The sequence below is a fragment of the Bacillus cereus group sp. BfR-BA-01309 genome, from assembly GCF_022664315.1.
Classification (GTDB): Bacteria; Bacillota; Bacilli; order Bacillales; family Bacillaceae_G; genus Bacillus_A; species Bacillus_A mobilis.
On the sequence record NZ_JAKUHE010000011.1, the window covers coordinates 194,546 to 219,124 of the forward strand.

The window sequence follows — 24,579 nt, forward strand, 5'->3', positions numbered from 1 at the left end:
GGCTCCTCCTAGTAAATAACCGATATATTATATATCTATATAATATACTATTTTCCACAAAAAGTAAAGTTAAACATACATTGGAAAAGTATTTATTTTACTGATAATTCGTACGTTCCATCGCCATTATCATATTTATATACATACAAATAATACTTACCTGGTTTTGCATTAAATTTTGCCTCTATATGATTTCCATTAGCTTGACCGAAAGCGGCATAATTTTGCATATCTGATTCATGGTGAAGTACCCATGTCATCCCAATTCCATACTTATTTAAAACGGAAATATCGATATCTTTCGCTGATGCAACATTAAATGTATAAACATCGGTGTGATCCCCACCTATAAGACTGCCTTTTATAGTAGTGTTTAGCCCAATACGATTTGCTTCCTCTGGACGATTATTTGGTTCTGATTCTGTTAAACTTCCATCTTTAATCGTAACAGTTGTTTCGCTTCTGCTCTCTTTACCTTTATCATCTTTTACTCTTAACGCCACTTTATAAGTTCCTTCTCTTTCATATGCATGTACTGGATTAACCTCTGCACTTGTGCTTCCATCTCCAAATTCCCATAAATAAGAGACTATTTTTCCATCTTCATCGTTTGAGCCATCACCGGTAAATTGAATACCTTCTTTTACAAGCCCATTATAAGGCCCATTTATATTAACTGTTGGGGCTTTATTTTCTCCGTCATCTTTTGCGATACCGTGGAAGACTACATCATATTCAAATTGCTTTGAGCTATTCACGCGATAATTGACGAAGTATGCTGTAATCGTTTTGTAGCCACTCCACTCTTTTTGTGCCAGTTGTTCTAGCGCTTCATTTACTTTCTTACTCATTGCATTCCAATCTTCTGCCTCACCTTTTGTTGCACTACCCGTATACGTACCTTCTAATGTAAATGTATTAAAGAATTGTGAGCTATGTTTTGTCATTTTCCCATCTTTCATAGGCATCGTATCACTAATTTCTTTCTCTACTGCTGTTAACGATTTTGGTGCATGTTCAGCTAAATAATCATCTGCTACTTCCGGTACATTATATTTATCTTGATTATCGATTAGCTGCTGCATATAATCTTGATACTCTTTATTTAGTTTAGAATCTTTACTTAAATTCTCACGATAAGCATCATAATTTTTCACATCATTTGCACGAATTAAGTCTTGAATTTTATCAAACGTTTCAAATTGATGTGTATATAAATAAGACTGCAATGCGAATGAGTAATTATAGAAATCCCAAGAACCATATTTAGCAAATAATGTGCGCTCTGCTGTATAACGGCTTGCAGGATCAGATGATAATCCACTAATAATGCTCTTTCTCGGTACTACATTATTTGTACGAGTAGATCCTGCGAAAAATTCTGCATTTCCTTCTTGGAACCAAGTTAATCTTTCATTTTGATACATATCCCCTCTTCCGAATAAACCTGGCACTTCATATCTCCCTTGAAGATAATGAGTAAACTCATGACGGAATAACTCTTCTAAACTATAAATACTTTGCTCTGGCGTACGCTCATATGTAAAGAATGTTCCTGTTTCTTCAATATAAATTCCACCGTTGTTTGTTTCATATCCATACAGTTGTCTATTTAACTGATACTCCTCTGGACTGTTATAAATTACTATCGTTAATACATCATCTGCATTGCCTGGCTCTAACGCTTTGTCATTTCCAATTACACGATGATACTGTGCTTTTACTTCCTTTGCAGCCCAGTATAGTCTCTTAATTTTTTCTTCTGATACTTTATCCCCTGTTTTAAACACAATAGATCCATCATCGAATGTGTACGTTTTTGGTAAGTACTGTTCTTTTCCTTCTTTACGTATTTTCTCTAAATCTACTGTATTCCCGCTATAATCTTTCCCGTTATAATTTGTTGTAATTTGTTCTACTGCAACAAAATATGGCTCACTTAGACGCGGGTACATATGCATTGCTTGTGTAACAACCTCTAATCCTTTATTAGGATTACTATGAAACTTCCCTAAACGACTAGCGAAATAAATTCCATTATTAACGAGCCACTTGTTTTCTGGTGTTACTTCATTTAGAAGAGCGATACGATTTATTTCATTAATAAACCCATCTACTTTCCCATACCACATTGTATCTTTTGCCTCTTTACGGGTTTCAAATAAATAAGATTGCATATCATAATCAATACCTTGCATCATATCGTATACAGCTTGTCCTTTCATACGATCGTCTACATACGTACGAAGATTATCATTGTATTGTTTTAAAATATTAGCTGCGTATTGAACCGTTTCTACATCACTTGAAGCATTGCTGATTAATTTACCGTATGCAGATACGACTGAATCTTGCTCATATGTACCTAGCTTAAAGTTTGGATTTGTTGCGATTGCTTTTAAAGCAGGTAAACATTTATCCTGGAAGCTTCTCTCATTTAAATCGCTTAATTCATTATTGTAAAATGCAAGATAAAAAGCTGAACGTAACACTTCCGTAAACGTTTGAATTCCTTTTGAATCATCTTTCGTAAATGTACTACCTCGATGAGCTAATTCATCTATAATCACTTGCATTTTTCCTTTGTCTTTATAAAAAGCCTTTGCATCTTCATTGAACTGGAATAAGTCTGTAATTTGATTCCACTTAATACCCCCTAGTGTTTCAACTAATTCTTGATCATTCATTTTATTTAAATCAGCCATTGAATAGCTTTCTTTCATTTGCTTTACTTCTGAGCTCTTCATAATAGATGCTGGTCGCTGCGAGAAGTCTCCTACTTGTAACCGTTCTTTAAACGATAATGTCTCCTCTGCTTTAGAAACGTGCCCAATCTCATCTACTGGCTTTTCGATTCCAACCGGTTTCGAATGCAATACATTATATGGCACCTTTTCTTCTGCTGATACATGAGTTTGAATTGCCCCCAGTGATAGAGCCATTGTACTAATGCTAAGCATTATTTTATTAATTTTTGATTTCTTGTTCATATCCTTGCCCCCTATTTAAATATTCCATCCAAGAATTTAACATAAAATCTAGATATAAAAATATAAAATGCAATATTTCATATTATTTCTTCTTACATTTTGTACATATCGTGAACAACCTCTCCTTTATCTAACCTCCAATAGGTATGAATCTATAGCGATTAAACAGTCCTTTTCCATGCATTAAAAAGGGAATCTTTTGACAATTCAACTTTTAATTGTTATGATTAATATAATTGTTAACTTTATTAAACAAGGGTGGGATTCTATGATAAAAAAAGAGAACAGTGTATTTTATATCTCCATCTTGCTAACAACATTATTCATCATATGGGGAATTACCCCGGCAAGTTGGATACAAGGCTATGATTTACAAAGTGTTACATCTTCCTTAAATTCATTTATCCTCAATAAATTTGGATGGTTTTACTCTCTACTTATGACCGCAATGATTATTTTAGCCACTTATTTAGCATTTTCTAAGTACGGTTCTATTCGTCTTGGTAAAGATGAAGAAAAACCAAAGTATAGTTATCCATCTTGGCTATCCATGTTGTTTGGAGCAGGAATGGGAATTGGACTCCTCTTTTATGGAATCGCTGAACCAATTTCACATTTTACAAATCCATTAACAGGAAAAGCAGGTACAGAGGAAAGCGCCAAGCTCGCTATGCAATATTCATTTTTCCACTGGGGTCTCTTTCCATGGTCACTATACGCAATGGTTGCTTTAACAATTGCATATTTCACATTCCGCAAACAAAAAGGTAGCACAATTGGGGCTACAGTTACTCCATTATTTAATCGATCGAAAAATTCTCCTATCGGAAAAACAGTCGATATTTTAGCTGTTTTAGCTACAGTATTCGGTATTGTGCCATCTGTTGGGATTGGTGCTCAACAAATCGCCGGAGGATTAAGCTATTTATTCCCTTCTATTCATAACACTTTACTTACACAGCTCGTACTTATCGCCATCTTCGCTGTTTTATATTTAACAAGCGCACAAACGGGCTTAGATCGTGGGATTAAATATTTGAGTAACTTAAATTTCTCTCTTGCAGGTATATTACTCATCTCCTTTTTACTTTTAGGACCAACTGTATTTATTATGAAATATTTCACATCTACACTCGGTTCTTATATCGGAGCTTTACCTAGTATGGGATTAAATTTAGGAGCATTTAATGAAAAATCTTCTTCTTGGATTGAAAACTGGACTATTTTCTATTGGGGATGGTGGATCTCTTGGTCTCCATTCGTCGGTACATTCATCGCTCGTATTTCTAAAGGGCGCACAATAAAAGAATTTATTATTGGAGTTGTATTAGTCCCAACTCTTATCTGTACATTTTGGTTTGCAGTATTTGGCGGTACCGCTATCCATATGGAAATGTTCCAATCGCTTGGAATAGCTGATGAAATCGCAAAAAACGGTACAGAGATTGGATTATTTGCTGTTATTTCACACCTACCATTCTCTACATTTTTAACGGTTATCGGGTTAATTTTAGTAGCCACATTTTTCGTTACTTCTGCCGACTCGGCAACGTTTGTTGTTTCAATGCAAACGAGTAACGGAAGCTTATCACCGAAAAATAGTTTAAAACTTATATGGGGATTAACAATCGCGATCATTGCAGCTCTTTTATTACAAGCTGGAGGATTAAATGCACTACAAATTGCAGCTATAATCGCAGCACTACCATTTTCTATCGTAGTTGTTCTTATGGTTACTTCGCTCTTTAAAGAGCTGCGAAAAGAAGATGTTAATTCGCAAACGAAAGAAGTTCCGAAAAAAATAAAAAAAGTTATGTAAAGATTAGCACCCGAATCCATTATTACTGAGGGCGGCAAAGTAAATTAAATAAAACCCATTCGTATGAATTATACTCTTCATACGAATGGGTTTTTACTCTATTATATAGTGTTGTAAACATGCTTTCTCCTCAAAACCTACTTTCTTGTACAACTTCATCGCACGATCATTATTCGTATTCAAACATAACTCTATCTCTCTCATCCCGTGGAACGAGAAAATATACCGAATAGCAGCTTGTAATAACCGCTCTCCGACACCTTTTCTTCTACTATTTTCAGCAGTTGCAATAAATTCGATATTCGCTTCTTGAAACTCCGGATTTACTTCAACATATACGTAACCTTCTAACTTATCATTCTTCATACTTACAAATAATTTATTCGTATCACTTAAACGTTCGATAATTTCATTTCCTTCATAATATGTATTAGGAAAAGTATTCTTGTGTAAAGAGATAAACTGCTCAAATACCTTTGGTAAAGCTTCTTCTACATTACATATACTACGTTCTTCTACAATACTATGGCTTAAACTGAAAATACTATGTCGATCTTGTTCTTTTGCATATAACTCCTTCATTAAGCGGGCACAATTATTATTTTCCACATGATAAAAACCATAAAACTTTTCAATATGAAAAGGCACCTTTTCGATAAGTTCCTTCCACATATGTAAAGCAACTTCTTCCCAATTCGCTGAAAGAATAAACGGTCCCCAAATCTCTGCACATTTTTTTACTTCATCCACATCAAATCCTAATACACCTATTAAATTATTATTCTCATAAGTAGCAACAAAAGATTGTTCCCATCCTATATCCGAAAAATCATGAATAATTGTCTGTAACAACTCCTCTTTCTCATCTCCACAATAACCAACATGATGAGTAGCATCTTTATTCATATTCGCAATACATGCTGCCACCTCTTCAATTTTCAAAATAGAACTAACATGCATAACCTCTCCTCCTTCTCTAATACATTTACACTTTTTCCATTTATATCCTTCAAAAAAAAAGACATTATCATAAGCATATTTCAAAATGAAATCGCCATAATAATGTCTTCTCAAAAAATCATATAATTATTTTGCGTTATAGTAAGATAAAACGTTTTTATTTCTTAAATAATTTCTTTCTAAATACAAACATACTTAATGCTGAAAGAACTAATGCTAAGCCACCAAATAAAGATACATTATTTTCTTGCCCACCTGTTGCTCCTAATGATTTCTTACTTTCTTCTTGTTTATTAACAGCTGGTTTACTTTCTTTCATTTTTTGATTCTCTACTACTTTTTCTTTCACAACTTGATTATTCACGTTTTGTTCTTGAACTACTGCTGATTGATTTACTGCGTCTTTCGATCCTTCAACTTCTTTTGCCGGTTCTTTTACCTCGACTTTCGATCCTTCAACTCCTGTTGTTGGTTCTTTCACTTCTTCTTTTGGTTCTTCAACTTCCGCTGTTGGTTCTTTTACTTCTTCTTTCGATTCTTCAACTTCTTTTGCTGGTTCTTTTACTTCTTCTTTCGGTTCTTCAACTTCTTTTGTTGGTTCTTTTACTTCTTCTTTCGGTTCTTCAACTTCTTTTGTTGGTTCTTTTGGCTCTTCTTTCGGTTTTTCAACTTCTTTTGTTGGTTCTTTTGGCTCTTCTTTTGGTTTTTCAACTTCTTTCGTTGGTTCTTTTGGCTCTTCTTTCGGTTCTTCAACTTCTTTTACTGATTCTTTTACTTCTTCTTTCGATTCTTCAACTTCTTTTGCTGGCTCTTTTACTTCTTCTTTCGGACCTTCAACTTCTTTTGTTGGTTCTTTTGGCTCTTCTTTCGGTTCTTCAACTTCTTTTACTGGTTCTTTTACTCCTTCTTTCGGTTCTTCAACTTCTTTTGCTGGTTCTTTTACTTCTTCTTTTGTTGGTTCTTTTGGCTCTTCTTTCGGACCTTCAACTTCTGGTGTTGGTTCTTTCGGTTCTTCTTTCGCTACTATATTTTGCATAACTGTACCATTGAATAATAGAGATAGACCGTGATAATTTCCATTTAAGGAGAATGCATAAACTTTTTCTCCTGGGGTTTTCCATACGACTGTTCCTCTATCGGTAACGATACCGTCTTCAATCTTCAGTTCAATATCTTCGAAGATTTCTCCCTCTAAATCGTAGATAGGAATTTGGATTTCTTGATTCATTTGTCCATCTTCTAAAACAATTTTTTGGTTTTTAATATCAACTGTTATCCATTGAGCCAATTGAATAATCGGTCTTACATCACGGATCTCATTTCCAGCTAATTTCAAGCTAAGTAAATCAAGCATAGAAGATAAAGTAGAGATATCTTTAATCTTATTATCAGATAAATTTAACCACTGTAAGTTTTTCAAGCTAGCTAATGGAGAAATATCTCGTACTTTATTGCCCATCATTTCAAGCTTATTCAATTTGCTAACTTTGCTAATCTCATCTAAATTATTGATTTCATTATTATTTACTAACAATGCATCTAGATTTTCCAATTGATAAATTCCATCCAAAGCAGCATTATCCAGTTTATTATTTGAGAGGTCTAGAGTTTTTAATTTCTGCATCTTAAATAGTTCGGGAACATTTTTTATACCGTTATTGTTAATATTTAATTTTTCAAGATTCTCTAATGAATGAAGTGGTTTAATATCTTCAATTTGATTATAGGACAAATCTACTGACTTCAAATTTCTCAAACCTGAGATAAATTCCACATTTTCCATATTAACATTTTGTAATGTCAATTCTTCCATATTTGTCATGAATTCTAATCCAGAAAAATCTGTTATGCCCTCTTTTTTCCCATCCGTAATTTTCAAAGCCTTAACTGTTAATAAATCTTCTTTCGTTATAGGTGTATTTACATTTTTACGTTCAAAATTATGTTTATTCATGTATTGTCTTAGTTTCATATCTTGAATTACGTTCGAACTCTCTTCTCGTTTTTCAACGATATTTTGTATTATCCTTCCTTGGAACCTTATCTTACTTTCGCCAGTATCCATCTTAAATTCATACGTTTTTTCTCCAAGGCTATTCCACTTTATTGCTCCGTTCGTAATACTTCCGCCTTCACTCTTCCACTCAATATTTTGAAGCGCTGTCCCATTTAAATCATATACAGGAATTTTCACTTCTTCATTCATGTAGGCTTCATCTAAAAAGACTTTTTGTCTTTGAGCATCAATCTTAATTCGTTTTCCTAATTCATGAATAGGTCTTATATCACGAATCTCATTTGTCGCAAGTTTTAAATCATATAAATTGTTCAAATTACTAAGTGGTGATACATCCGAAACATAGTTTTCTTCTAAGTTAAGTGATTGTAAGCCAGCTAGTTTAGATAATGATGTAATATCTTTAATATCATTTTTTTGAAGATCAAGTTCCACAATGCCACTCATCTTACTAATTGGTTCAATATTTACAAGCCCATTACTTCCTACCCCTAATGTCCCTAACTTATTCATTTGCTCAATGCCTGTAAGATCAGTAATCTTATTATTACTTACATATAGCTTTCTTAAAGAAGAAACATTATATAAAGGCTTTATATCACTAATTTTATTACCTGATAAGTTAATTGTTCTAACCTTTTTAAGTTGACTCAGTGGAGTAATGTCAGCAATTCTATTATTTTGTAGCTCTAATATATCCAGTCTTTCTAAGTTTACAAGCGGCTCAACATTTTCTATTTTATTAAAAGATAGATCAACTACTTTTAAACGTTTTAGCTGTGAAATAGGAGCTATATTTCGTACATCAGACCCTTGTATTATTAGTCTTTCTAGATTTTCCATATACTCTAATCCTTTTAGACTCTCAATTCCTTGACCTGCATATATATTTAACTCTTTAATTTCTTTTAAATCTTCTTCAAATATATGTTCATTTACATCTTTTCTATTTAATACATTTTTATTAATTACTTGTTGTAATCGTTTATCACGTATGATATTTTGTGTATCTTCAATTTGTTCTTCTTCATCCTCTTCTATATCGCTTTCTACAAATGTACGCATATTTACTTCAAACTGAATTTTGAATTCCTTATCGTACCCTAAAGTGGGAATTAAAATATGCATTTGCATATTATATCTTTTTCCTAACTCACCTACTTCGAATTGTATAACTTTCGTTCCATGTTTTCTTTTATCTTCTGAAAGCACCTTTACATCATGGAAGACACCTGGCTCTTTACTATCTTCGACTTTCAGATAGTCAAAGAAATCACTATCTTTTAATGTTGCTGTAATTATTCTTTTCCCATTTTCAATCGTCAGCTTTGGATCTTTTATATATACAGTTGCATATGACTCTTCATTTGAGTTCTCTTTATAAGCCTTAATTACCGCATCAAAAACATGCTTTTTTGGACTTTGTGCAGCCATACTCTCTGTAGCAGCAGTAGTCGCTAAGACAGGTGTCGCATAAACCGCAAACGGCAACGATAATGTCGCAGCCACTAACATTGCATTTATATGTTTTCTTTTATTTTTTTCAACTTTACATCTCCTCCAAAATATATAAATCTAAATGTAATCATATCTCGAATAAATGATAATGATTTTCATTTTCATTGTCAACTAGGAAAATAAAAAGTTTACAAAAAAATAACCCCTTTTTAAAGGGGTTATGCCATTTTCTCTCCTGATTCTTCTCTAAAGAAGCTCTTCATTGCGTGGAATACATCTGCTTTTTGCTTTAAAATATAATATCTGAAATTCTCATCTTTAATATTTTTATAGGCTGACATGAGGGTACTGTGGCGGTTGTATTGGTTCACTTCCCCATATCCAAACATGTTACACTTCTTCATCAACTCTTCAACAAGCTTTACACATCTAGCATTATCTGATGTTAAATTATCACCGTCTGAAAAATGGAATGGATAAATATTATAGCGGTCTGGTGAATATTTATTATCGATTAACTCAAGTGCTTTTTTGTATACAGAAGAACAGATTGTTCCGCCACTTTCTCCTTTTGAAAAGAACTCTTCCTCTGTAACGACTTTTGCCTCCGTATGATGGGCAATAAACTCAATATCTACTGTTTCATACTTCGTTCGTAAAAATCTTGTCATCCAGAAAAAGAAGCTACGTGCCATATACTTCTCCCATATTCCCATCGATCCACTTGTATCCATCATCGCTAATACAACTGCTTTTGAATCTGGTTTTAATACTTCATTCCAAGTACGGAATTTTAAATCTTCTTGGTGAATTGGATGGAAGGATGCTTTACCACGCATTGCATTTCGTTTATATGCAGATATCATCGTTCGTTTCTTATCAATATTTCCCCATAATCCAGTTTTTCTAATATCATTAAATTCAACATGTTCAATCCGGTTTTCATCCATTTCTTTTCTCTTTAAATTAGGCAGCTCTAACTCTTTGAAAAACGCTTGCTCTAATTCTAAAATAGAGACTTCAGCTTCATAATAATCCTCTCCAGCCGCGTCTCCTGCTCCTTGCCCTTTTCCTGGTCCTTTTTGCTTTTGACCACCTGATCCATCTCTCGCAACGACATCACCAACTTTGCTGTCACCATTTCCTTGCCCAACGTGTTTGTTTTTATCATAATTGTATCTAATCTTATATTCATCTAGAGAACGAATTGGTATTTTTACAACATCCTTGCCATTAGACATAACTATACTTTCTTCTGTTACAAGATCGGGTAAATTATTCTTAATTGCCTCTTGTACTTTTTCTTGATGGCGTTGTTGGTCGTCATATCCTTTGCGATGGAGGGACCAGTTTTCCTGTGAAATCGTATAATTTGGTTGGTTTTCTTCACCCATTTCTTTCCCTCCTTACTGTAATTGTCTTCCTATATGAACAGCAAGCTAGAAATTTTATTTTATACTGTGCAAGCAAGAATGAAAGGTAACTGCCCATCGAAATTCATCCCATAAACATATATAACGTTTTTCATATAATACCCCGAGCATTCTAAACAAAATTTTGCCACTCATATACTAGAAAGAAACATTCAGCCGTTGATAAGAAAGAAACACAATGCATAGTTGCACACATTTACACTTTGCAACATATTGTATTGTGTTGGCTTTTTTCGTATGAATGGTTGGTTACTCTATCATATGCATATTGTAAAAATAATTGACAATAAATTCATGAAATTGCATCTTAATTTATTATATTTGGACAAGGTATGACACTTTACACATATGAATGGATAATAAAACGCTGTCCCGCAAAATACAAGAGACAGCGTTTTGTTATCAAACTATCGGTTTAGCAGGCTACCTACATAGCGTAATAATTCATTCGCAGATGAAGAATTATAGCCGTGCTCATCAATTAAGCGTGCAACAACATCATTGATTTTCTTAAGCTGATTTTCGTCTGGCGTTTTCGTTGATGTTGTAATTTTCACTATATCTTTTAAATCAGCAAATAGTTTTTTCTGAATCGCTTCGCGAAGACGCTCGTGTGAATTATAATCAAAGCGTTTTCCTTTACGCGCATAAGCAGAAATGCGAATTAAAATTTCTTCACGGAATGCTTTCTTAGCATTTTCTGAAATTCCAATTTGCTCTTCAATTGAGCGCATTAGCTTTTCATCTGGACTCATTTCTTCACCTGTTAATGGATCACGTAATTTCGACTTATTGCAATATGCTTCAACATTATCTAAGTAATTATCCATAAGTGTCTTCGCTGATTCTTCATATGAATATACAAATGCTTTTTGTACTTCTTTCTTCGCAATTTCATCATATTCTTTTCTCGCTAATGAAATGAAATTCATATAACGCTCTCGATCTTCATTACTAATTGACGGATGCTGATCCAACCCGTCTTTTAGCGACCTAAGTACATCTAATGCGTTAATAGATGGTACCTCTTTTCGAATAATTGTAGAAGAGATTCGGTTAATAACATAACGAGGATCGATACCTTTCATACCTTCATCTTGATATTCACGTTGTAGCTCCTCTACATCAATCGCATTATAACCTTCTACTGTTTCTCCATCATATAAACGCATCTTTTTAATTAAATCAATATCTGGACGCTTCGGATCTTTTAAACGAGTTAAAATCGTAAACATTGCTGCAACGCGAAGTGTGTGTGGTGCAATATGCACATTGGATACATCACTTTCACGAATCATTTTTTCATAAATATGTTCCTCTTCACTCACTCGTAAATTGTATGGAACTGGCATTACAATAATTCTTGAGTGCAATGCTTCATTTTTCTTGTTTGCTATGAAGGAACGATACTCCGTTTCATTCGTATGCGCTACAATTAATTCATCTGCTGAGATAAGCGCAAATCTTCCCGCTTTGAAATTCCCTTCTTGCGTAAGCGATAATAAATGCCATAAAAACTTCTCGTCGCATTTTAACATCTCTTGGAATTCCATCATCCCACGGTTTGCCTTATTCAATTCTCCATCGAAGCGATACGCTCGTGGATCTGATTCTGAACCATATTCTGCGATTGTTGAAAAGTCCAGACTACCTGTTAAATCGGCGATATCTTGTGATTTAGGATCAGACGGGCTAAATGTACCAATCCCTGTACGGCGATCTTCCGAGAAGAAAATACGCTCTACAACTACATCCTCAATTCTTGAACCATATTCTTGCTCTAGGCGCATAACGTTTAGTGGTGATAAATTCCCTTCAATTCTAACTCCATACTCATCAAAGAATTCATCTCGTAAATGATGCGGAATTAAATGAAGTGGATCTTCATGCATTGGACAACCTTTAATTGCAAAAATTGCTCCTCGATCTGTTCGGGAATATGTTTCTAATCCTCGTTTCAACATCGTAACTAATGTTGATTTCCCCCCACTAACAGGACCCATTAATAATAAAATACGTTTTCTAACATCTAATCGTTTTGCAGATGGATGAAAATATTCTTCTACAAGACGTTCTAAAGCATCCTCTAATCCAAATAGCTGATTACTAAAGAAGTTATACTTTCTTCTACCATCTACCTCTTCAATTCCAGCATCTTTTATCATATTGTAAATGCGAGAGTGTGCTGTTTGAGCCACCCATGGTCTTTCCTTCACAAGCTCTAAATACTCCGCAAACGTACCTTCCCATTGTAAGCGTTCTTCTGCTTCTCGATGCTGTTCAATTTTTTTTAGAATATCCATTATAGCTCCTCCCCCATCTCCTTGTTCAATCGGATTATTATAAAAGGTATGCTAGGATGTCCTCAAACATTCTTTAAATCAAAATGAAATATACAGTAGTGCAATAAAATTCTCTCCAAAATTCAAAGAAAATTCTGTATAATATAGGTATTAAAGATTTTACACCGCTATTCATTTTAAATAAATTCTTTTCTTCCAAGAACCTTACATACATTTCGATTCATATTTAAGATTCATAAACTGAAAAATTAGGAGGGATATTAGTATGAAATTATTATTAATTTTAGGTGTATCACTCACATTTCTTACAGCTATTTTTACATCCGGTTACAATGATAAACCCGGTACACATAAAAAGTGATGTGCTTCTTAGCACATCACTTTTTTTATTAATTATTTATAATACACATTTTCCACGTCGTATTTTGATAGTGGTTTGCTATAATAATAACCTTGTACAAACTTCACATTCTTTTCCTTCAAAAATTGTATTTGTTCTGCCTTTTCTACTCCTTCTGCAATTACATTCAATTCCAAAGTATGAGCTAAATGAATAATCGCAGCCGTAATATTCGTATCACGCTCATCTACATGTATACCTTCCATAAAGGAACGATCGATTTTCAAAGTATCAATTGGATACGTTTTTAAATAACTTAAAGATGAATATCCCGTCCCAAAATCATCTAAATGAATCTTTAAATTTTGTTCTTTTAATTGTAGCAATACTCTTTTCGATATGTCTTTATGTATAAGGGCTCCTTCTGTAACCTCTATCGCTAATAGATGAGCTGGTACATTGTACTTATGTAACGCTCGTGTAATCATCTCTATTAGTGTAATAGAACGAAAGTGCCTGGCTGAAATATTAACTGCAATCGGGACCACTTCATATCCTTTATTTAACCATTCACGTATTTGCTGACACACTTCATTTACTACCCATTCATCAAGCTTAATAATAAATCCTGTTCTTTCTGCTAACGGAATAAATTGATTGGGGGAGACAAATCCTAATTCTTTATTCTCCCACCTTATTAAAGCTTCCATACTAACTATTTTTTTCGTTTCAATATTCATTTGTGGCTGATAATATAAGAAGAATTCGTTTTTTTCTATAGCACGATGTAATTGGTTTTCTATTATAAATCTTTGTTCACGTTCACAATCTAATCCATTGCAATAAAAATGATAATACCCTTTTCCTTTTTCTTTTGCTTTTTCCAAAGCAGCATCAACTCTTTGGAATAATATTTTTTCATCCTCTCCATCTGTTGGAGCCATTACAATTCCGATTGACGCACTTAAATACACGTCTTCTTCTTCGATTACAAAATGTTCACTAATCTTTTTTAGTATGTTTTTTGCAACTATCTCTACACGTTCTTTCGTTATATTTTCTATTAACATAACAAATTGATCATCGTGTTCTCTAAATAAGTGCATACCGTCTATTTTAAAACTGCTTAAACATTCTGTAACTTTTTGTAATACTTTATCTCCTTCTTTATGGCCAAAAGTATCATTAATAAGATGAAATTCATCTAAATCTATAAAAATAAACGCAAAATCTATCTTCTTATTTAAAAAACCATTTAACTTATTTGTACATGAAATTCTATTCATTAATCCTGTTAACTGGTCATAATAAGCTAAATATTCCGTTCTCATCTCATTTAATACTTGCCTTGTAACATCCCTCGTAACAATATATATCCCGACAATTTCCCCGTTCACAATAATTGGAATAGTTCTCAAAGAAATATAGAGCTCGTACCCTTCTTTATGAACATATTTCTTTGAAACAATTTGCTTCGCTTTTCCTTGCATGGATCCTTTAAATATAATTTGGAAATCTTTTTCATATTCTTTATTAATAAATTCAAAAATAAATTTATTGTTTAATTCTTCATATCGGTACCCAAATATTTCATACGTCGCTGGGTTTGCATATGTAATTCTACCTATAGAATCTATAGATATAATGGAGTCATTATTATATTCTAGTAATGACTTAAATAGCATTTGTTTTTCCTCTATTTCAATCTTCTCCTCAATTTGAGCTGTAATATCTCTTGTAATACAAATAATAAACTGACATACTCCTTCTTCATCAAATACAGGATTAAGTGAAGATTCATAATGTAAATTACCAGTTGGTAAACTAACTACATCACAAAAGGTATGTGCTTTCGCTTCGCTCGCTACTTTTGCATATTGCACTTGTAATATTTCCGCCGTATCTTCCGGTAATACTTCAGCGAACGTTTTTCCATAACATTCTTCGCTTAGCTTCGCATAATCCATACCTATCTTATTTACATAAATATATTTAAAGGTTTCATCATCCATAACTTTCACAATAAATACTAAATCTTGAATAGCATGTAATAATCCTCTTCTTATTAAATCCATATCTATCATACTTAAAAAGGTATTTTGATTACTATATCGTTCCTTCATATTTATCTCAACCCGTCTAATCTATTTTTATTCATATATCCCCATTCTATATGAATATGTACCCTTTTTTAAATGTATGATTATATATTATTTTTATTTTTAGAAAAAAAGTCGCCATATGGCGACTTTTAATAAACAATTTCTAAATCTAATCCTGGATAATTTTGCTGACGGAATGCTTCATAAATTAAAATAGCTGCTGTATTAGATAAATTTAATGAGCGCACTTTATCAGTCATTGGAATACGTAAACAGTGATCGAAATTTTCTTCGATTACATTAGCTGGTAAACCGTTTGTTTCTCTTCCAAATACAAAATAGTAATCCTTCTCACGTTTGCTATAATCAAACGCTGTATGAGCTTTCTCGCCATACTTTGTTAAATAGAAGAATTCACCGTCGTTATTTTTCTCATAAAATTCTTCAATTGAATCATAATACGTAACTTTCACGTGCTGCCAATAATCTAGTCCTGCACGCTTTAACATTTTATCATCCGTTGAAAATCCAAGCGGTCTAATCAAATGTAATTCTGTTCCAGTTGCTGCACAAGTACGAGCAATATTCCCTGTATTTGCTGGAATTTCTGGTTGATATAAAACAACATGTACTCCCACGCGATATTCACCTCTATTTTTTGTCTACTACGTATTATACCACTTGAGCGAAAAATCTCTACCCATTAATAATGTGAAAGAATTTATATTTCATTTGTGGTGTATATTTACTAGAATCTTCATAGTTCCAATAACGCCGACGGCTATTCGCTGAATGTGCATTTACAAGTGGCATACCATCTGCGTCTTTTGCTACTACAATCGTCGTATGATTCCACCTACCATCATCCTCGAAATCATAAGCAATGACATCACCAAGAATAAGATCTTCTGGCCTTTCTACCGCTTCTGCCCGAAGCCCTGTTGTAGCACCTGATAAATACCAATAAAAAGAGTGTGCGACAGCCCAGCTCCAACTCCACTGATTCTCCCTTTGCCACCATCCTTTACGAATATTAGGATATCCATTCATTGGTACTTCTCCAGTATGAAGACATTGAGAAATAAAATTCGTACAATTATCAGGGAAATTACGATATACAGGGTTTCGATCATCCCACCAACGCTCTGCATATTTAACTGCCTCTAAACGATTATACTGATAAGAACCATACTTCTCTTTTATAACTTCTCTTTCTAATGTCTCACTCATGCCAACTGCTTCCGGCACTTCAATAGCATAATCACCTATTATCCGGCTATTATTTAAACAAACTCTTCGTTTTAGTTGTTCCTCTTCGATATAAAATAATTCTTTATGCTTAATTAAATATTTAAAATGTATTTGATAATCAATTTCTTGATGATTGCTATTATTTAATTGTCTCATGAAAGAAACGTCCGCAGTTGCTTTCACTATATGTGCATTACGCTTTTGAAACAATTGTTTCTTTCTCTGTGCTATCTGGAATAAATCTTCAGCAATCTCCTCTACATTTGTTCTTTTTTCTGTTATATAGGCTAAAAATTGTTGTACTTGCTTTTCAATATTTATTTTTACAACCATTTCGTCTCCCTCCCATATTACAATATGAAAAAGGGAGATATTATCTACTCTTTTTTCTGCGCTAACAATTCAAGTCCGCGATTCATTTCATGAAGAACCTCTTCATCTTTCTCACGCTGCATTGCTTTTTCAATGGCTTCGCCCACGCCATCTCCACCAATTTTCCCAAGTGCCCATGCTGCCGTTCCGCGAAGTACTGGTCTTGGGTCATCTTTCATAACACCTATTAAATCAGGAATTGCTGATGCCTCTTTAAAATGAGCAAGTGCCAAAATTGCATTTCGTTGCAACGGCTTTTTACCTCTCCATGAACCAGACATAATTCCATATTTCTCTTTAAAATCACGATTACTAATTGTTAAAAGTGGTGTTAATAGCGGCTTAACTAACTCAGGATCCGGTTCCATCTCAGGGTGGTTATGAAAATCCATTCCTTTGTTTTTTGGACAAACAGTCTGACATGTATCACATCCATATATACGGTTTCCTATTTTGTCACGATATTCTTCCGGTAGGAATCCTTTCGTCTGTGTTAAAAATGCAATACATTTCTTCGAGTCTAACTGTCCTCCTTGTATTAAAGCACCTGTAGGACAAATATCAATACATTTCGTGCAGCTCCCGCATTGATCTTCTATTGGCTGATCTGGTGGGAATGGAACGTTTGTAATCATTTCTCCTAAATATACATACGAACCAAATTCGGGTGTAATAATAGCGCAATTCTTACCGCTCCACCCAATACCGGCACGCTCCGAAACAGCTCGATCACTTAACTCTCCCGTATCAACCATTGACTTAACTTCTATATCGGGAAGTTTTTCGATTAAATATGCTTCTAATTTTTGCAAACGATCTCGTAAAACAAGATGATAATCTTGTCCCCAAGAAGCACGACAAAAAATCCCGCGGCGTTCTCCACGCTTACTTAATGGTGCATTTTTTAATTTTGAAGGATACGCTAATGCAATCGCAATAATTGATTTTGCACCAGGTAGTAAAAGTTGTGGGTTCGTTCTTTTTTCTATATCAGGCTCTTCAAATCCAGATTGATAATTTAATTGTTGCTGTTGGATTAAGCGCTGCTTTAATTCCTCAAATGGTGAAGCACTAGCAAAGCCTATTTTATCTATACCAATTGTTTTACTATACGCAATTACATCTTGCTTTAATTGTTCAAAATCCATTCCTAATCGCCTCCTCAGATGAATTCACCCTTTATGTAACGTCTATATTAGTTAGCAATTCACTTTTGGAATACTATTCTTTACTTCTATTTTCGCATACAATTATCTTTTTCAAACATTAAAAAACGCAATGCCTCGTTTATCTTAGAAACGAAACACTGCGTTGATCACAATTTATAGAAAAATATTTAATAAAATTTGGAGCGGGTGAAGAGAATCGAACTCTCGACCAGAGCTTGGAAGGCTCTTGTTTTACCACTAAACTACACCCGCAAATATGAAATAAATATAAGATATTAGAATAACTTATGTAAAGTAGTATAGCATGTTAAAAAAACGGAAGCAAGAATTTTATCGAAAAAAGTCGAAAAAGTGATGAGTAGCTCATCACTTTTTCAATTCTTTATCAATCGCCTTCTTCATACTATCGAAATCAGGGTTTGCAAGATTTCCGTTTATGTATACTGAAGGAGCACCTTGAACTTTTAATTTTTGAGCACGATCTGAATCTTTACGTACTTTTTCTTTTATTTCTTTACTGTGTAAATCTTTCTTAAATTGTTCTACATCAACTTTCGGAAGCTTCTCTTTCACAATGTTAAGAAGTAATTCTTCTGTAATCCATTCTTCCGTGTCTTTCTTTTGACTTTGATAAATCTCATCATAGAAAGTCCAGAATGAATCTTGATCTTGTTTATAAATTGCTTCACCAGCTGCTGCACCTAAATCAGAGTCTTTTCCAATAAACGGGAAGTTAATAAAATATAACTGCACTTTACCTTTATCAATATACTCTTCTTTTAATCGTGGTAATACTGTTACATCCCAAGTACGACAAGCAGGACATTTGAAGTCTCCAAATTCAACTACCTTAACTGGTGCATCATCTTTCCCTAAAGATTGTTGTGTGGAATAAGCAAACATCTCATTCCCTTTATCTTTTTTGTCATTTATGATGCTATACGCAATTGTTCCAATTACAATCAATACTGCGATAGAAAAAACTATACCAAGAGCCATGAGTTTGTTTGATTTCATATACATTCCTCTTTAAATTCATATTCTGTATACAGCATTGTACACAATACACATAATATCAACACTTATATGCGTCACGCAATGAACACGCTCACATAAATTACAAAAACAGAACATTTGTGACAATATTGTGTCGCCTTTTGTCACAATTTATTCAAAAAAGAAGCTCCTATGTAGGAACTTCCTTTAGCTTACTGCTTTTTCACGCGCATTATTTAACATCGACTGCTCTGTTGTGATATCATGACGAATGACTAACTTCTCACTAACTGCTTGCACATACTCATCATGATTGATATAGCCTTCTTTCTCCATCAATCTCAAAACGACATTTCGTCTCTCTACGGCCTTATCATAATTTTGTGCAGGCGAGTAATAAGCAGGTGCCTTTACTACAGCAGCCATCATTGCACTTTCAGCCAGCGTTAATTGGCTTACTTTTTTACCGAAGTAAAGGTTTGCCGCTTTTTCAATTCCCCATGCTCCTTCTCCGTAATAAATATTGCTTACATACAATTTTAAAATTTCATCCTTCGTAAATGTGCGTTCAATTTTTTTCGTATAGAAAATCTCTTTCCACTTACGAGAAAATGTACGTTCATTTGTTAAAAAAGCATTTTTGGATAACTGCTGTGTAATTGTGCTTCCGCCTTGCACAACACCACCAGCCTTTATATTCTCAACAGAGGCTCTGACAATCGCTATATAATCTAAACCGTTATGATGATAAAACCTTTTATCTTCTGTCGCAATAAATGCATATGTTAATGATTCTGGCACCTCTAACTTAGCCGGTACATGTAATTTACTAATATCACTTTGCTCAATCATTACATTTCCAATGAATAATAACGTACAACTTAACAATAATAATAAAATAATGGCTTTATAAAAGAATTTAGTCATTGGATTTAATGCAACTTTTTGATGATAGTTCACCCTAGATAATACTCGTTCTTTCATCTTGAACACCTCTTTTCCACACAGCGTATAACTCTTACTTTAAGAATACCTTGTTGTAAAAAAACATCCCATCGATTTCTCTTACACGTACCTTACATCATTGTAAGGTATAAAGTGAAACTTTAATCAGCCCTCCCCAATCGGGCTGTCCGGCAAATAACGGGGTAAAAAAGTATTGTATCACAGTCTTTTTTTATCTACTATTCATCTGAAATATTGAATATAGAGTATGCTAAACCAATAGTAGAGTATACCTTAAGCCTATACTTCCCTATTAAAACACCCTATTTTCATTATATCATCTACAAATATATATATTTGTAAGTATCTAGTAATCTAAATGTATACAATATATCATACATTATACAGAACAAACGTTCTCAAAATCAATACTAGCACTATTATTATTTTGACCTTTTTCTTAAACAGTATACAAAAAAGAGTAGTGATCTGATTGTATCTCAAACCAGCTACCCTTTTCTTTATAATCTAGCTATTAAATTATACGGCTGCACTTCCCACGTTTCGTATGGAATAAAATGTGTCGCTCTCATCGCATCAATCGTTCTGGATTTCATATGAGGACGCGTTATGTACTCATCTATGTTCTCTTCATTTAAAGCAACAAATTTAGCCTCTTGTATTTCTTCAGGCTGAATTTGTATTTCACCGCTCACATATGCGACTTTAAAAACAACAGATAAAATATGCATAGAAGCATTATAGTAAACACCTGTAACTCCAAGCGGCTTCACAGTCAAACCCGTCTCCTCAAACATTTCCCTACAAACTGCTTTATCGAGCGCTTCTCCTTCTTCCACCTGTCCTCCTGGCAACTTCCCACGTATCCGCTCGCCAATGTACTTTAGCCAATAACACTTCACCTTTTTCATTTGTTAAATAGCCTGCTACGGCAACGATATGCTTTGGTGTTTTATGTTCCATATTAAGCCTCCTAGCAATAATGATTATTTCACATATCCCTATAAGCATATTCCCTGTCTACAACAAAATACCTTTACTAATTCATCAACTTAATTAACCTCATAAAAAAAGCCCCCTATCCGTTAAACGAACAGGGGGCTTCTATCGGATTATTCTCCTAAGTCTACGTTGTGGTAAACTTGTTGCACATCTTCTAGATCTTCTAATGCATCAACCATTTTTTCAAATTGTACTTGAGCATCTTCAGGAAGTTCTACATCACTTTGTGCAAGCATTGTTAATTCTGCAACTGTGAATTCTTCAACACCAGCATCTTTAAGTGCAGATTGTACAGAATGGAATTGATCAGGTTCAGCATACACGATAACAGCATCTTCTTCTTCAAGAATATCACGTGCATCTACATCTGCTTCCATTAAAATTTCAAGAACTTCATCTGATGTTTTACCTTCAAGACCGATAACAGCTGTCGCATCAAACATGTACGCTACAGAACCGTTTACACCCATGTTACCACTGTTTTTGCTAAATGCAGCTCGTACATCTGCTGCAGTACGGTTTACGTTATTTGTAAGTGTATCTACAATTACCATAGATCCATTTGGTCCGAATCCTTCATAACGAAGCTCGTCATAATTTTCTTCTGAACCGCCTTTTGCTTTTTCAACTGCACGATCAATAATTGTTCTTGGTACATTGTATGTTTTCGCACGTTCTAATACGACTCTAAGCGCTTGGTTTGATTCTGGATCTGGCTCACCTTGCTTTGCTGCCACATAAATTTCACGTCCAAATTTCGCGTATATACGGCTTGTATTTGCATCTTTTGATGCTTTTTTATCCTTAATATTATTCCATTTACGACCCATACTTTCCACTCTCTTTCCCGTTTTAAATCTACATAAAAATATTAATATGAAATATAATGTGTATTCAACACATTTTTAAAAGAAATATAAAAAGTTCATTTTTGATTCATATTACAGACATAATATAAATCACTATCATTTTGTTCTTTCGACAAGTTATATTATACATGAATTCCTACGTTTATTACGAATTTTAGAAGCACATAGCACAATTTAACAAAAAAACTCTAACATTTCTGTTAGAGTTTTTTTATATCTTCGATAACAATTTCCATAATATTACCATAATTACTTTCTATCGTTGTATAATAAAAACAGGAAAAAATTTGAAGGGAAGATGGGGGGAGAATTATGACACATTCAAATGAGAAAAAAGCACATGGTCTTAAAGGAATTGGCGAGAAGTTAAACCCAACTATCTATCAAGTAAGATTTATGAAATTAGATGAACCAATTCAATTTGAGTCGTTTCCTGAATTAAAGGAATTAGGGGACTGGTTGAGTACTTCAACGCACATGTGGGCGTGCCACTCAACCATGTATAAGTACAACAGAGAAGAGTTTAAAAAGAAGTTTTTAGAAATTACAAAATTAACAGCTGATAATGTGCTAATATCTACTGGTGGTGTCGGATTTAACTTCATGTCACCGGGCTGGAGAAATTCTCTCTAGAGTACTCAAAGAGAATATTGTATAGAATACCGGAATTAAAAGGATAAAAATGAATGTTTGTTTTTATCCTTTTAATTTTTCCGCACACTTTTTGTGCTTATTTTGTCACGTGAAGAAAACAAAAAATCTCTATACAGTTAGTATAGAGCTTTTTTACGCCGTTCATGATACCGATGGTCGGGGTCGAACCGACACTCCCGAAGGAACACGATTTTGAGTCGTGCGCGTCTGCCAATTCCGCCACATCGGCACAAAAGAAAAGGCGGCAACCGGATTTGAACCGGTGATAAAGGTTTTGCAGACCTCTGCCTTACCACTTGGCTATGCCGCCATATTAAATTTTATTGGAGCGGAAGACGGGATTCGAACCCGCGACCCCAACCTTGGCAAGGTTGTATTCTACCACTGAACTACTTCCGCAAAAATGGCTGGGCTAGCTGGATTCGAACCAGCGCATGACGGAGTCAAAGTCCGTTGCCTTACCGCTTGGCTATAGCCCATCGATTTCTTACTTAATTATATGTAAGTATCCATTAGATTATTTGTAATTTTAAAAATAAAAATGGGGCGACTGATGGGAATCGAACCCACGAATGCCGGAGCCACAATCCGGTGCGTTAACCACTTCGCCACAACCGCCATGTTGTGTAAATATATTTGGCAGGGGCAGTAGGAATCGAACCCACACTGGAGGTTTTGGAGACCTCAGTTCTACCTTTAAACTATGCCCCTATGTAAATGGTGGAGGGGGGCAGATTCGAACTGCCGAACCCGAAGGAGCGGATTTACAGTCCGCCGCGTTTAGCCACTTCGCTACCCCTCCGAAACTTACATGGTGCCGGCTAGAGGACTTGAACCCCCAACCTACTGATTACAAGTCAGTTGCTCTACCAATTGAGCTAAGCCGGCGTATATTATTAAGATAAATGGTGGCTCGGGACGGAATCGAACCGCCGACACGAGGATTTTCAGTCCTCTGCTCTACCGACTGAGCTACCGAGCCTTATTAAAATGGCGGTCCCGACCGGGGTCGAACCGGCGATCTCCTGCGTGACAGGCAGGCATGTTAACCACTACACCACGGGACCATTTGGTTGCGGGGACAGGATTTGAACCTGCGACCTTCGGGTTATGAGCCCGACGAGCTACCGTGCTGCTCCACCCCGCGATAATACTATTTATATAATTTATATGGTGGAGGATGACGGGATCGAACCGCCGACCCCCTGCTTGTAAGGCAGGTGCTCTCCCAGCTGAGCTAATCCTCCAAAGTGGTGACCCGTACGGGATTCGAACCCGTGTTACCGCCGTGAAAGGGCGGTGTCTTAACCACTTGACCAACGGGCCAAATATTATAAATCCTATGGCGGAGAGCAAGGGATTCGAACCCTTGATACGCTTGTGACGTATACACGATTTCCAATCGTGCTCCTTCGGCCAGCTCGGACAGCTCTCCAATGGCTCCGCAGGTAGGAATCGAACCTACGACCGATCGGTTAACAGCCGATAGCTCTACCGCTGAGCTACTGCGGAATAATATTGCCTGGCAACGTCCTACTCTCACAGGGACAAGGTCCCAACTACCATCGGCGCTAGAGAGCTTAACTTCCGTGTTCGGTATGGGAACGGGTGTGACCTCTCTGCCATCATTACCAGACATTATTCTTTTGAGACAATCATTATTATAACTTATTCACTTTAAAAGTCAATAAGTTTTTTATGTTCTCTCAAAACTAGATAACATTTGCTTCATATTATATGGTTAAGTCCTCGATCTATTAGTATTCGTCAGCTCCACATGTCACCACGCTTCCACCTCGAACCTATCAACCTGATCATCTTTCAGGGATCTTACTAGCTTACGCTATGGGAAATCTCATCTTGAGGGGGGCTTCATGC

The 24,579-nt window shown here is 34.9% G+C and carries 14 protein-coding genes, 16 tRNA genes, 2 rRNA genes and 1 pseudogene; 2 read left to right on the forward strand and 31 right to left on the reverse strand.

Features of this window, described 5'->3' with window-relative positions:
- Positions 1 to 92: 92 nt before the first annotated feature.
- The gene (gene colA, locus MR115_RS21000) at positions 93 to 2,990 is read right to left on the reverse strand and encodes a collagenase ColA (protein WP_242242650.1); all 2,898 of its coding nucleotides are present in this window, start codon (positions 2,988 to 2,990) and stop codon (positions 93 to 95) included.
- A gap of 268 nt (positions 2,991 to 3,258) precedes the next feature.
- On the opposite strand from colA, the gene opuD reads away from it, so the two are divergent.
- Positions 3,259 to 4,809 (forward strand): glycine betaine transporter OpuD, encoded by a 1,551-nt coding sequence (gene opuD, locus MR115_RS21005; RefSeq protein ID WP_242242651.1) that lies wholly within the window; start codon positions 3,259 to 3,261, stop codon positions 4,807 to 4,809.
- Between the two features lie 93 nt (positions 4,810 to 4,902).
- On the opposite strand, the gene MR115_RS21010 is transcribed toward opuD, so the two are convergent.
- The 13 genes and pseudogenes from MR115_RS21010 to MR115_RS21070 form a co-directional block, all read right to left on the reverse strand.
- Positions 4,903 to 5,769 carry a GNAT family N-acetyltransferase gene (locus tag MR115_RS21010; protein WP_242242652.1) on the reverse strand — a complete coding sequence of 289 codons (867 nt, stop codon included), beginning with the start codon at positions 5,767 to 5,769 and terminating at the stop codon, positions 4,903 to 4,905.
- A 157-nt stretch (positions 5,770 to 5,926) separates the two neighbouring features.
- The gene (locus tag MR115_RS21015) at positions 5,927 to 9,301 is read right to left on the reverse strand and encodes a leucine-rich repeat domain-containing protein (RefSeq protein WP_242242653.1); all 3,375 of its coding nucleotides are present in this window, start codon (positions 9,299 to 9,301) and stop codon (positions 5,927 to 5,929) included.
- A 161-nt stretch (positions 9,302 to 9,462) separates the two neighbouring features.
- Complete coding sequence (yhbH, locus tag MR115_RS21020; RefSeq protein WP_063263516.1) at positions 9,463 to 10,638, reverse strand: sporulation protein YhbH; 1,176 nt, start codon at positions 10,636 to 10,638, stop codon at positions 9,463 to 9,465.
- Between the two features lie 446 nt (positions 10,639 to 11,084).
- Entirely contained in the window at positions 11,085 to 12,980 is a 1,896-nt protein-coding gene (locus MR115_RS21025) for a PrkA family serine protein kinase (protein ID WP_097818125.1), read from the reverse strand.
- 393 nt (positions 12,981 to 13,373) lie between these two features.
- Positions 13,374 to 15,443 carry a sensor domain-containing protein gene (locus MR115_RS21030; RefSeq protein WP_242242654.1) on the reverse strand — a complete coding sequence of 690 codons (2,070 nt, stop codon included), beginning with the start codon at positions 15,441 to 15,443 and terminating at the stop codon, positions 13,374 to 13,376.
- A gap of 128 nt (positions 15,444 to 15,571) precedes the next feature.
- Positions 15,572 to 16,060, reverse strand: a complete 489-nt coding sequence (gene trmL / locus MR115_RS21035) for a tRNA (uridine(34)/cytosine(34)/5-carboxymethylaminomethyluridine(34)-2'-O)-methyltransferase TrmL (RefSeq protein WP_242242655.1) — start codon at positions 16,058 to 16,060, stop codon at positions 15,572 to 15,574.
- Between the two features lie 58 nt (positions 16,061 to 16,118).
- Positions 16,119 to 17,006: an amidase domain-containing protein gene (locus MR115_RS21040; RefSeq protein ID WP_242242656.1), complete on the reverse strand. Its 888-nt coding sequence runs from the start codon at positions 17,004 to 17,006 to the stop codon at positions 16,119 to 16,121.
- A 44-nt stretch (positions 17,007 to 17,050) separates the two neighbouring features.
- On the reverse strand, positions 17,051 to 18,193 hold the full coding sequence (gene queG / locus MR115_RS21045; protein ID WP_060629454.1) for a tRNA epoxyqueuosine(34) reductase QueG: 1,143 nt from the start codon (positions 18,191 to 18,193) through the stop codon (positions 17,051 to 17,053).
- Between the two features lie 199 nt (positions 18,194 to 18,392).
- A tRNA-Gly gene (locus MR115_RS21050) sits at positions 18,393 to 18,466 on the reverse strand.
- Between the two features lie 114 nt (positions 18,467 to 18,580).
- Entirely contained in the window at positions 18,581 to 19,231 is a 651-nt protein-coding gene (locus MR115_RS21055; protein WP_000841317.1) for a DsbA family protein, read from the reverse strand.
- A 186-nt stretch (positions 19,232 to 19,417) separates the two neighbouring features.
- On the reverse strand, positions 19,418 to 20,194 hold the full coding sequence (locus MR115_RS21060; RefSeq protein ID WP_242242657.1) for a transglycosylase domain-containing protein: 777 nt from the start codon (positions 20,192 to 20,194) through the stop codon (positions 19,418 to 19,420).
- A 482-nt stretch (positions 20,195 to 20,676) separates the two neighbouring features.
- Positions 20,677 to 21,139 (reverse strand): annotated as a pseudogene (locus MR115_RS21065) (NUDIX hydrolase).
- A gap of 149 nt (positions 21,140 to 21,288) precedes the next feature.
- Positions 21,289 to 22,008, reverse strand: a complete 720-nt coding sequence (locus MR115_RS21070; RefSeq protein WP_000532956.1) for a YebC/PmpR family DNA-binding transcriptional regulator — start codon at positions 22,006 to 22,008, stop codon at positions 21,289 to 21,291.
- Positions 22,009 to 22,359: 351 nt separating this feature from the next.
- Here MR115_RS21070 and MR115_RS21075 point away from each other — a divergent pair, with 351 nt between their 5' ends.
- The gene (locus MR115_RS21075; protein WP_061680182.1) at positions 22,360 to 22,680 is read left to right on the forward strand and encodes a DUF3884 family protein; all 321 of its coding nucleotides are present in this window, start codon (positions 22,360 to 22,362) and stop codon (positions 22,678 to 22,680) included.
- A 168-nt stretch (positions 22,681 to 22,848) separates the two neighbouring features.
- Here MR115_RS21075 and MR115_RS21080 read toward each other — a convergent pair.
- The 17 genes from MR115_RS21080 to MR115_RS21160 all read right to left on the reverse strand — a co-directional run.
- Positions 22,849 to 22,930 (reverse strand) — tRNA-Leu (locus tag MR115_RS21080).
- A gap of 10 nt (positions 22,931 to 22,940) precedes the next feature.
- Positions 22,941 to 23,011: transfer RNA gene (locus MR115_RS21085), tRNA-Cys, on the reverse strand.
- Between the two features lie 14 nt (positions 23,012 to 23,025).
- Positions 23,026 to 23,100 (reverse strand) — tRNA-Gly (locus MR115_RS21090).
- A gap of 5 nt (positions 23,101 to 23,105) precedes the next feature.
- Positions 23,106 to 23,180 (reverse strand) — tRNA-Gln (locus tag MR115_RS21095).
- A gap of 63 nt (positions 23,181 to 23,243) precedes the next feature.
- Positions 23,244 to 23,319: transfer RNA gene (locus MR115_RS21100), tRNA-His, on the reverse strand.
- A gap of 19 nt (positions 23,320 to 23,338) precedes the next feature.
- Positions 23,339 to 23,412 (reverse strand) — tRNA-Trp (locus MR115_RS21105).
- Positions 23,413 to 23,419: 7 nt separating this feature from the next.
- Positions 23,420 to 23,503 (reverse strand) — tRNA-Tyr (locus tag MR115_RS21110).
- Between the two features lie 10 nt (positions 23,504 to 23,513).
- Positions 23,514 to 23,589, reverse strand: a tRNA-Thr gene (locus MR115_RS21115).
- Between the two features lie 18 nt (positions 23,590 to 23,607).
- Positions 23,608 to 23,683 (reverse strand) — tRNA-Phe (locus tag MR115_RS21120).
- A 9-nt stretch (positions 23,684 to 23,692) separates the two neighbouring features.
- Positions 23,693 to 23,768, reverse strand: a tRNA-Asp gene (locus MR115_RS21125).
- 3 nt (positions 23,769 to 23,771) lie between these two features.
- A tRNA-Met gene (locus tag MR115_RS21130) sits at positions 23,772 to 23,848 on the reverse strand.
- Positions 23,849 to 23,872: 24 nt separating this feature from the next.
- Positions 23,873 to 23,948 (reverse strand) — tRNA-Val (locus tag MR115_RS21135).
- A gap of 4 nt (positions 23,949 to 23,952) precedes the next feature.
- A tRNA-Glu gene (locus tag MR115_RS21140) sits at positions 23,953 to 24,027 on the reverse strand.
- Between the two features lie 17 nt (positions 24,028 to 24,044).
- Positions 24,045 to 24,136, reverse strand: a tRNA-Ser gene (locus MR115_RS21145).
- 2 nt (positions 24,137 to 24,138) lie between these two features.
- Positions 24,139 to 24,213 (reverse strand) — tRNA-Asn (locus MR115_RS21150).
- 8 nt (positions 24,214 to 24,221) lie between these two features.
- Positions 24,222 to 24,337 (reverse strand): 5S ribosomal RNA (gene rrf, locus MR115_RS21155).
- 101 nt (positions 24,338 to 24,438) lie between these two features.
- A 23S ribosomal RNA gene (locus MR115_RS21160) occupies positions 24,439 to 24,579 on the reverse strand; the annotation flags it as partial.

Coding starts and splice junctions, on each gene's coding strand:
- colA (WP_242242650.1), bottom strand. CDS start 2,990: ATGAACAAGAAATCAAAAATTAATAAAATAATGCTTAGCATTAGTACA.
- opuD (WP_242242651.1), top strand. CDS start 3,259: ATGATAAAAAAAGAGAACAGTGTATTTTATATCTCCATCTTGCTAACA.
- MR115_RS21010 (WP_242242652.1), bottom strand. CDS start 5,769: ATGCATGTTAGTTCTATTTTGAAAATTGAAGAGGTGGCAGCATGTATT.
- MR115_RS21015 (WP_242242653.1), bottom strand. CDS start 9,301: ATGTTAGTGGCTGCGACATTATCGTTGCCGTTTGCGGTTTATGCGACA.
- yhbH (WP_063263516.1), bottom strand. CDS start 10,638: ATGGGTGAAGAAAACCAACCAAATTATACGATTTCACAGGAAAACTGG.
- MR115_RS21025 (WP_097818125.1), bottom strand. CDS start 12,980: ATGGATATTCTAAAAAAAATTGAACAGCATCGAGAAGCAGAAGAACGC.
- MR115_RS21030 (WP_242242654.1), bottom strand. CDS start 15,443: ATGAAGGAACGATATAGTAATCAAAATACCTTTTTAAGTATGATAGAT.
- MR115_RS21040 (WP_242242656.1), bottom strand. CDS start 17,006: ATGGTTGTAAAAATAAATATTGAAAAGCAAGTACAACAATTTTTAGCC.
- queG (WP_060629454.1), bottom strand. CDS start 18,193: ATGGATTTTGAACAATTAAAGCAAGATGTAATTGCGTATAGTAAAACA.
- MR115_RS21055 (WP_000841317.1), bottom strand. CDS start 19,231: ATGAAATCAAACAAACTCATGGCTCTTGGTATAGTTTTTTCTATCGCA.
- MR115_RS21060 (WP_242242657.1), bottom strand. CDS start 20,194: ATGAAAGAACGAGTATTATCTAGGGTGAACTATCATCAAAAAGTTGCA.
- MR115_RS21070 (WP_000532956.1), bottom strand. CDS start 22,008: ATGGGTCGTAAATGGAATAATATTAAGGATAAAAAAGCATCAAAAGAT.
- MR115_RS21075 (WP_061680182.1), top strand. CDS start 22,360: ATGACACATTCAAATGAGAAAAAAGCACATGGTCTTAAAGGAATTGGC.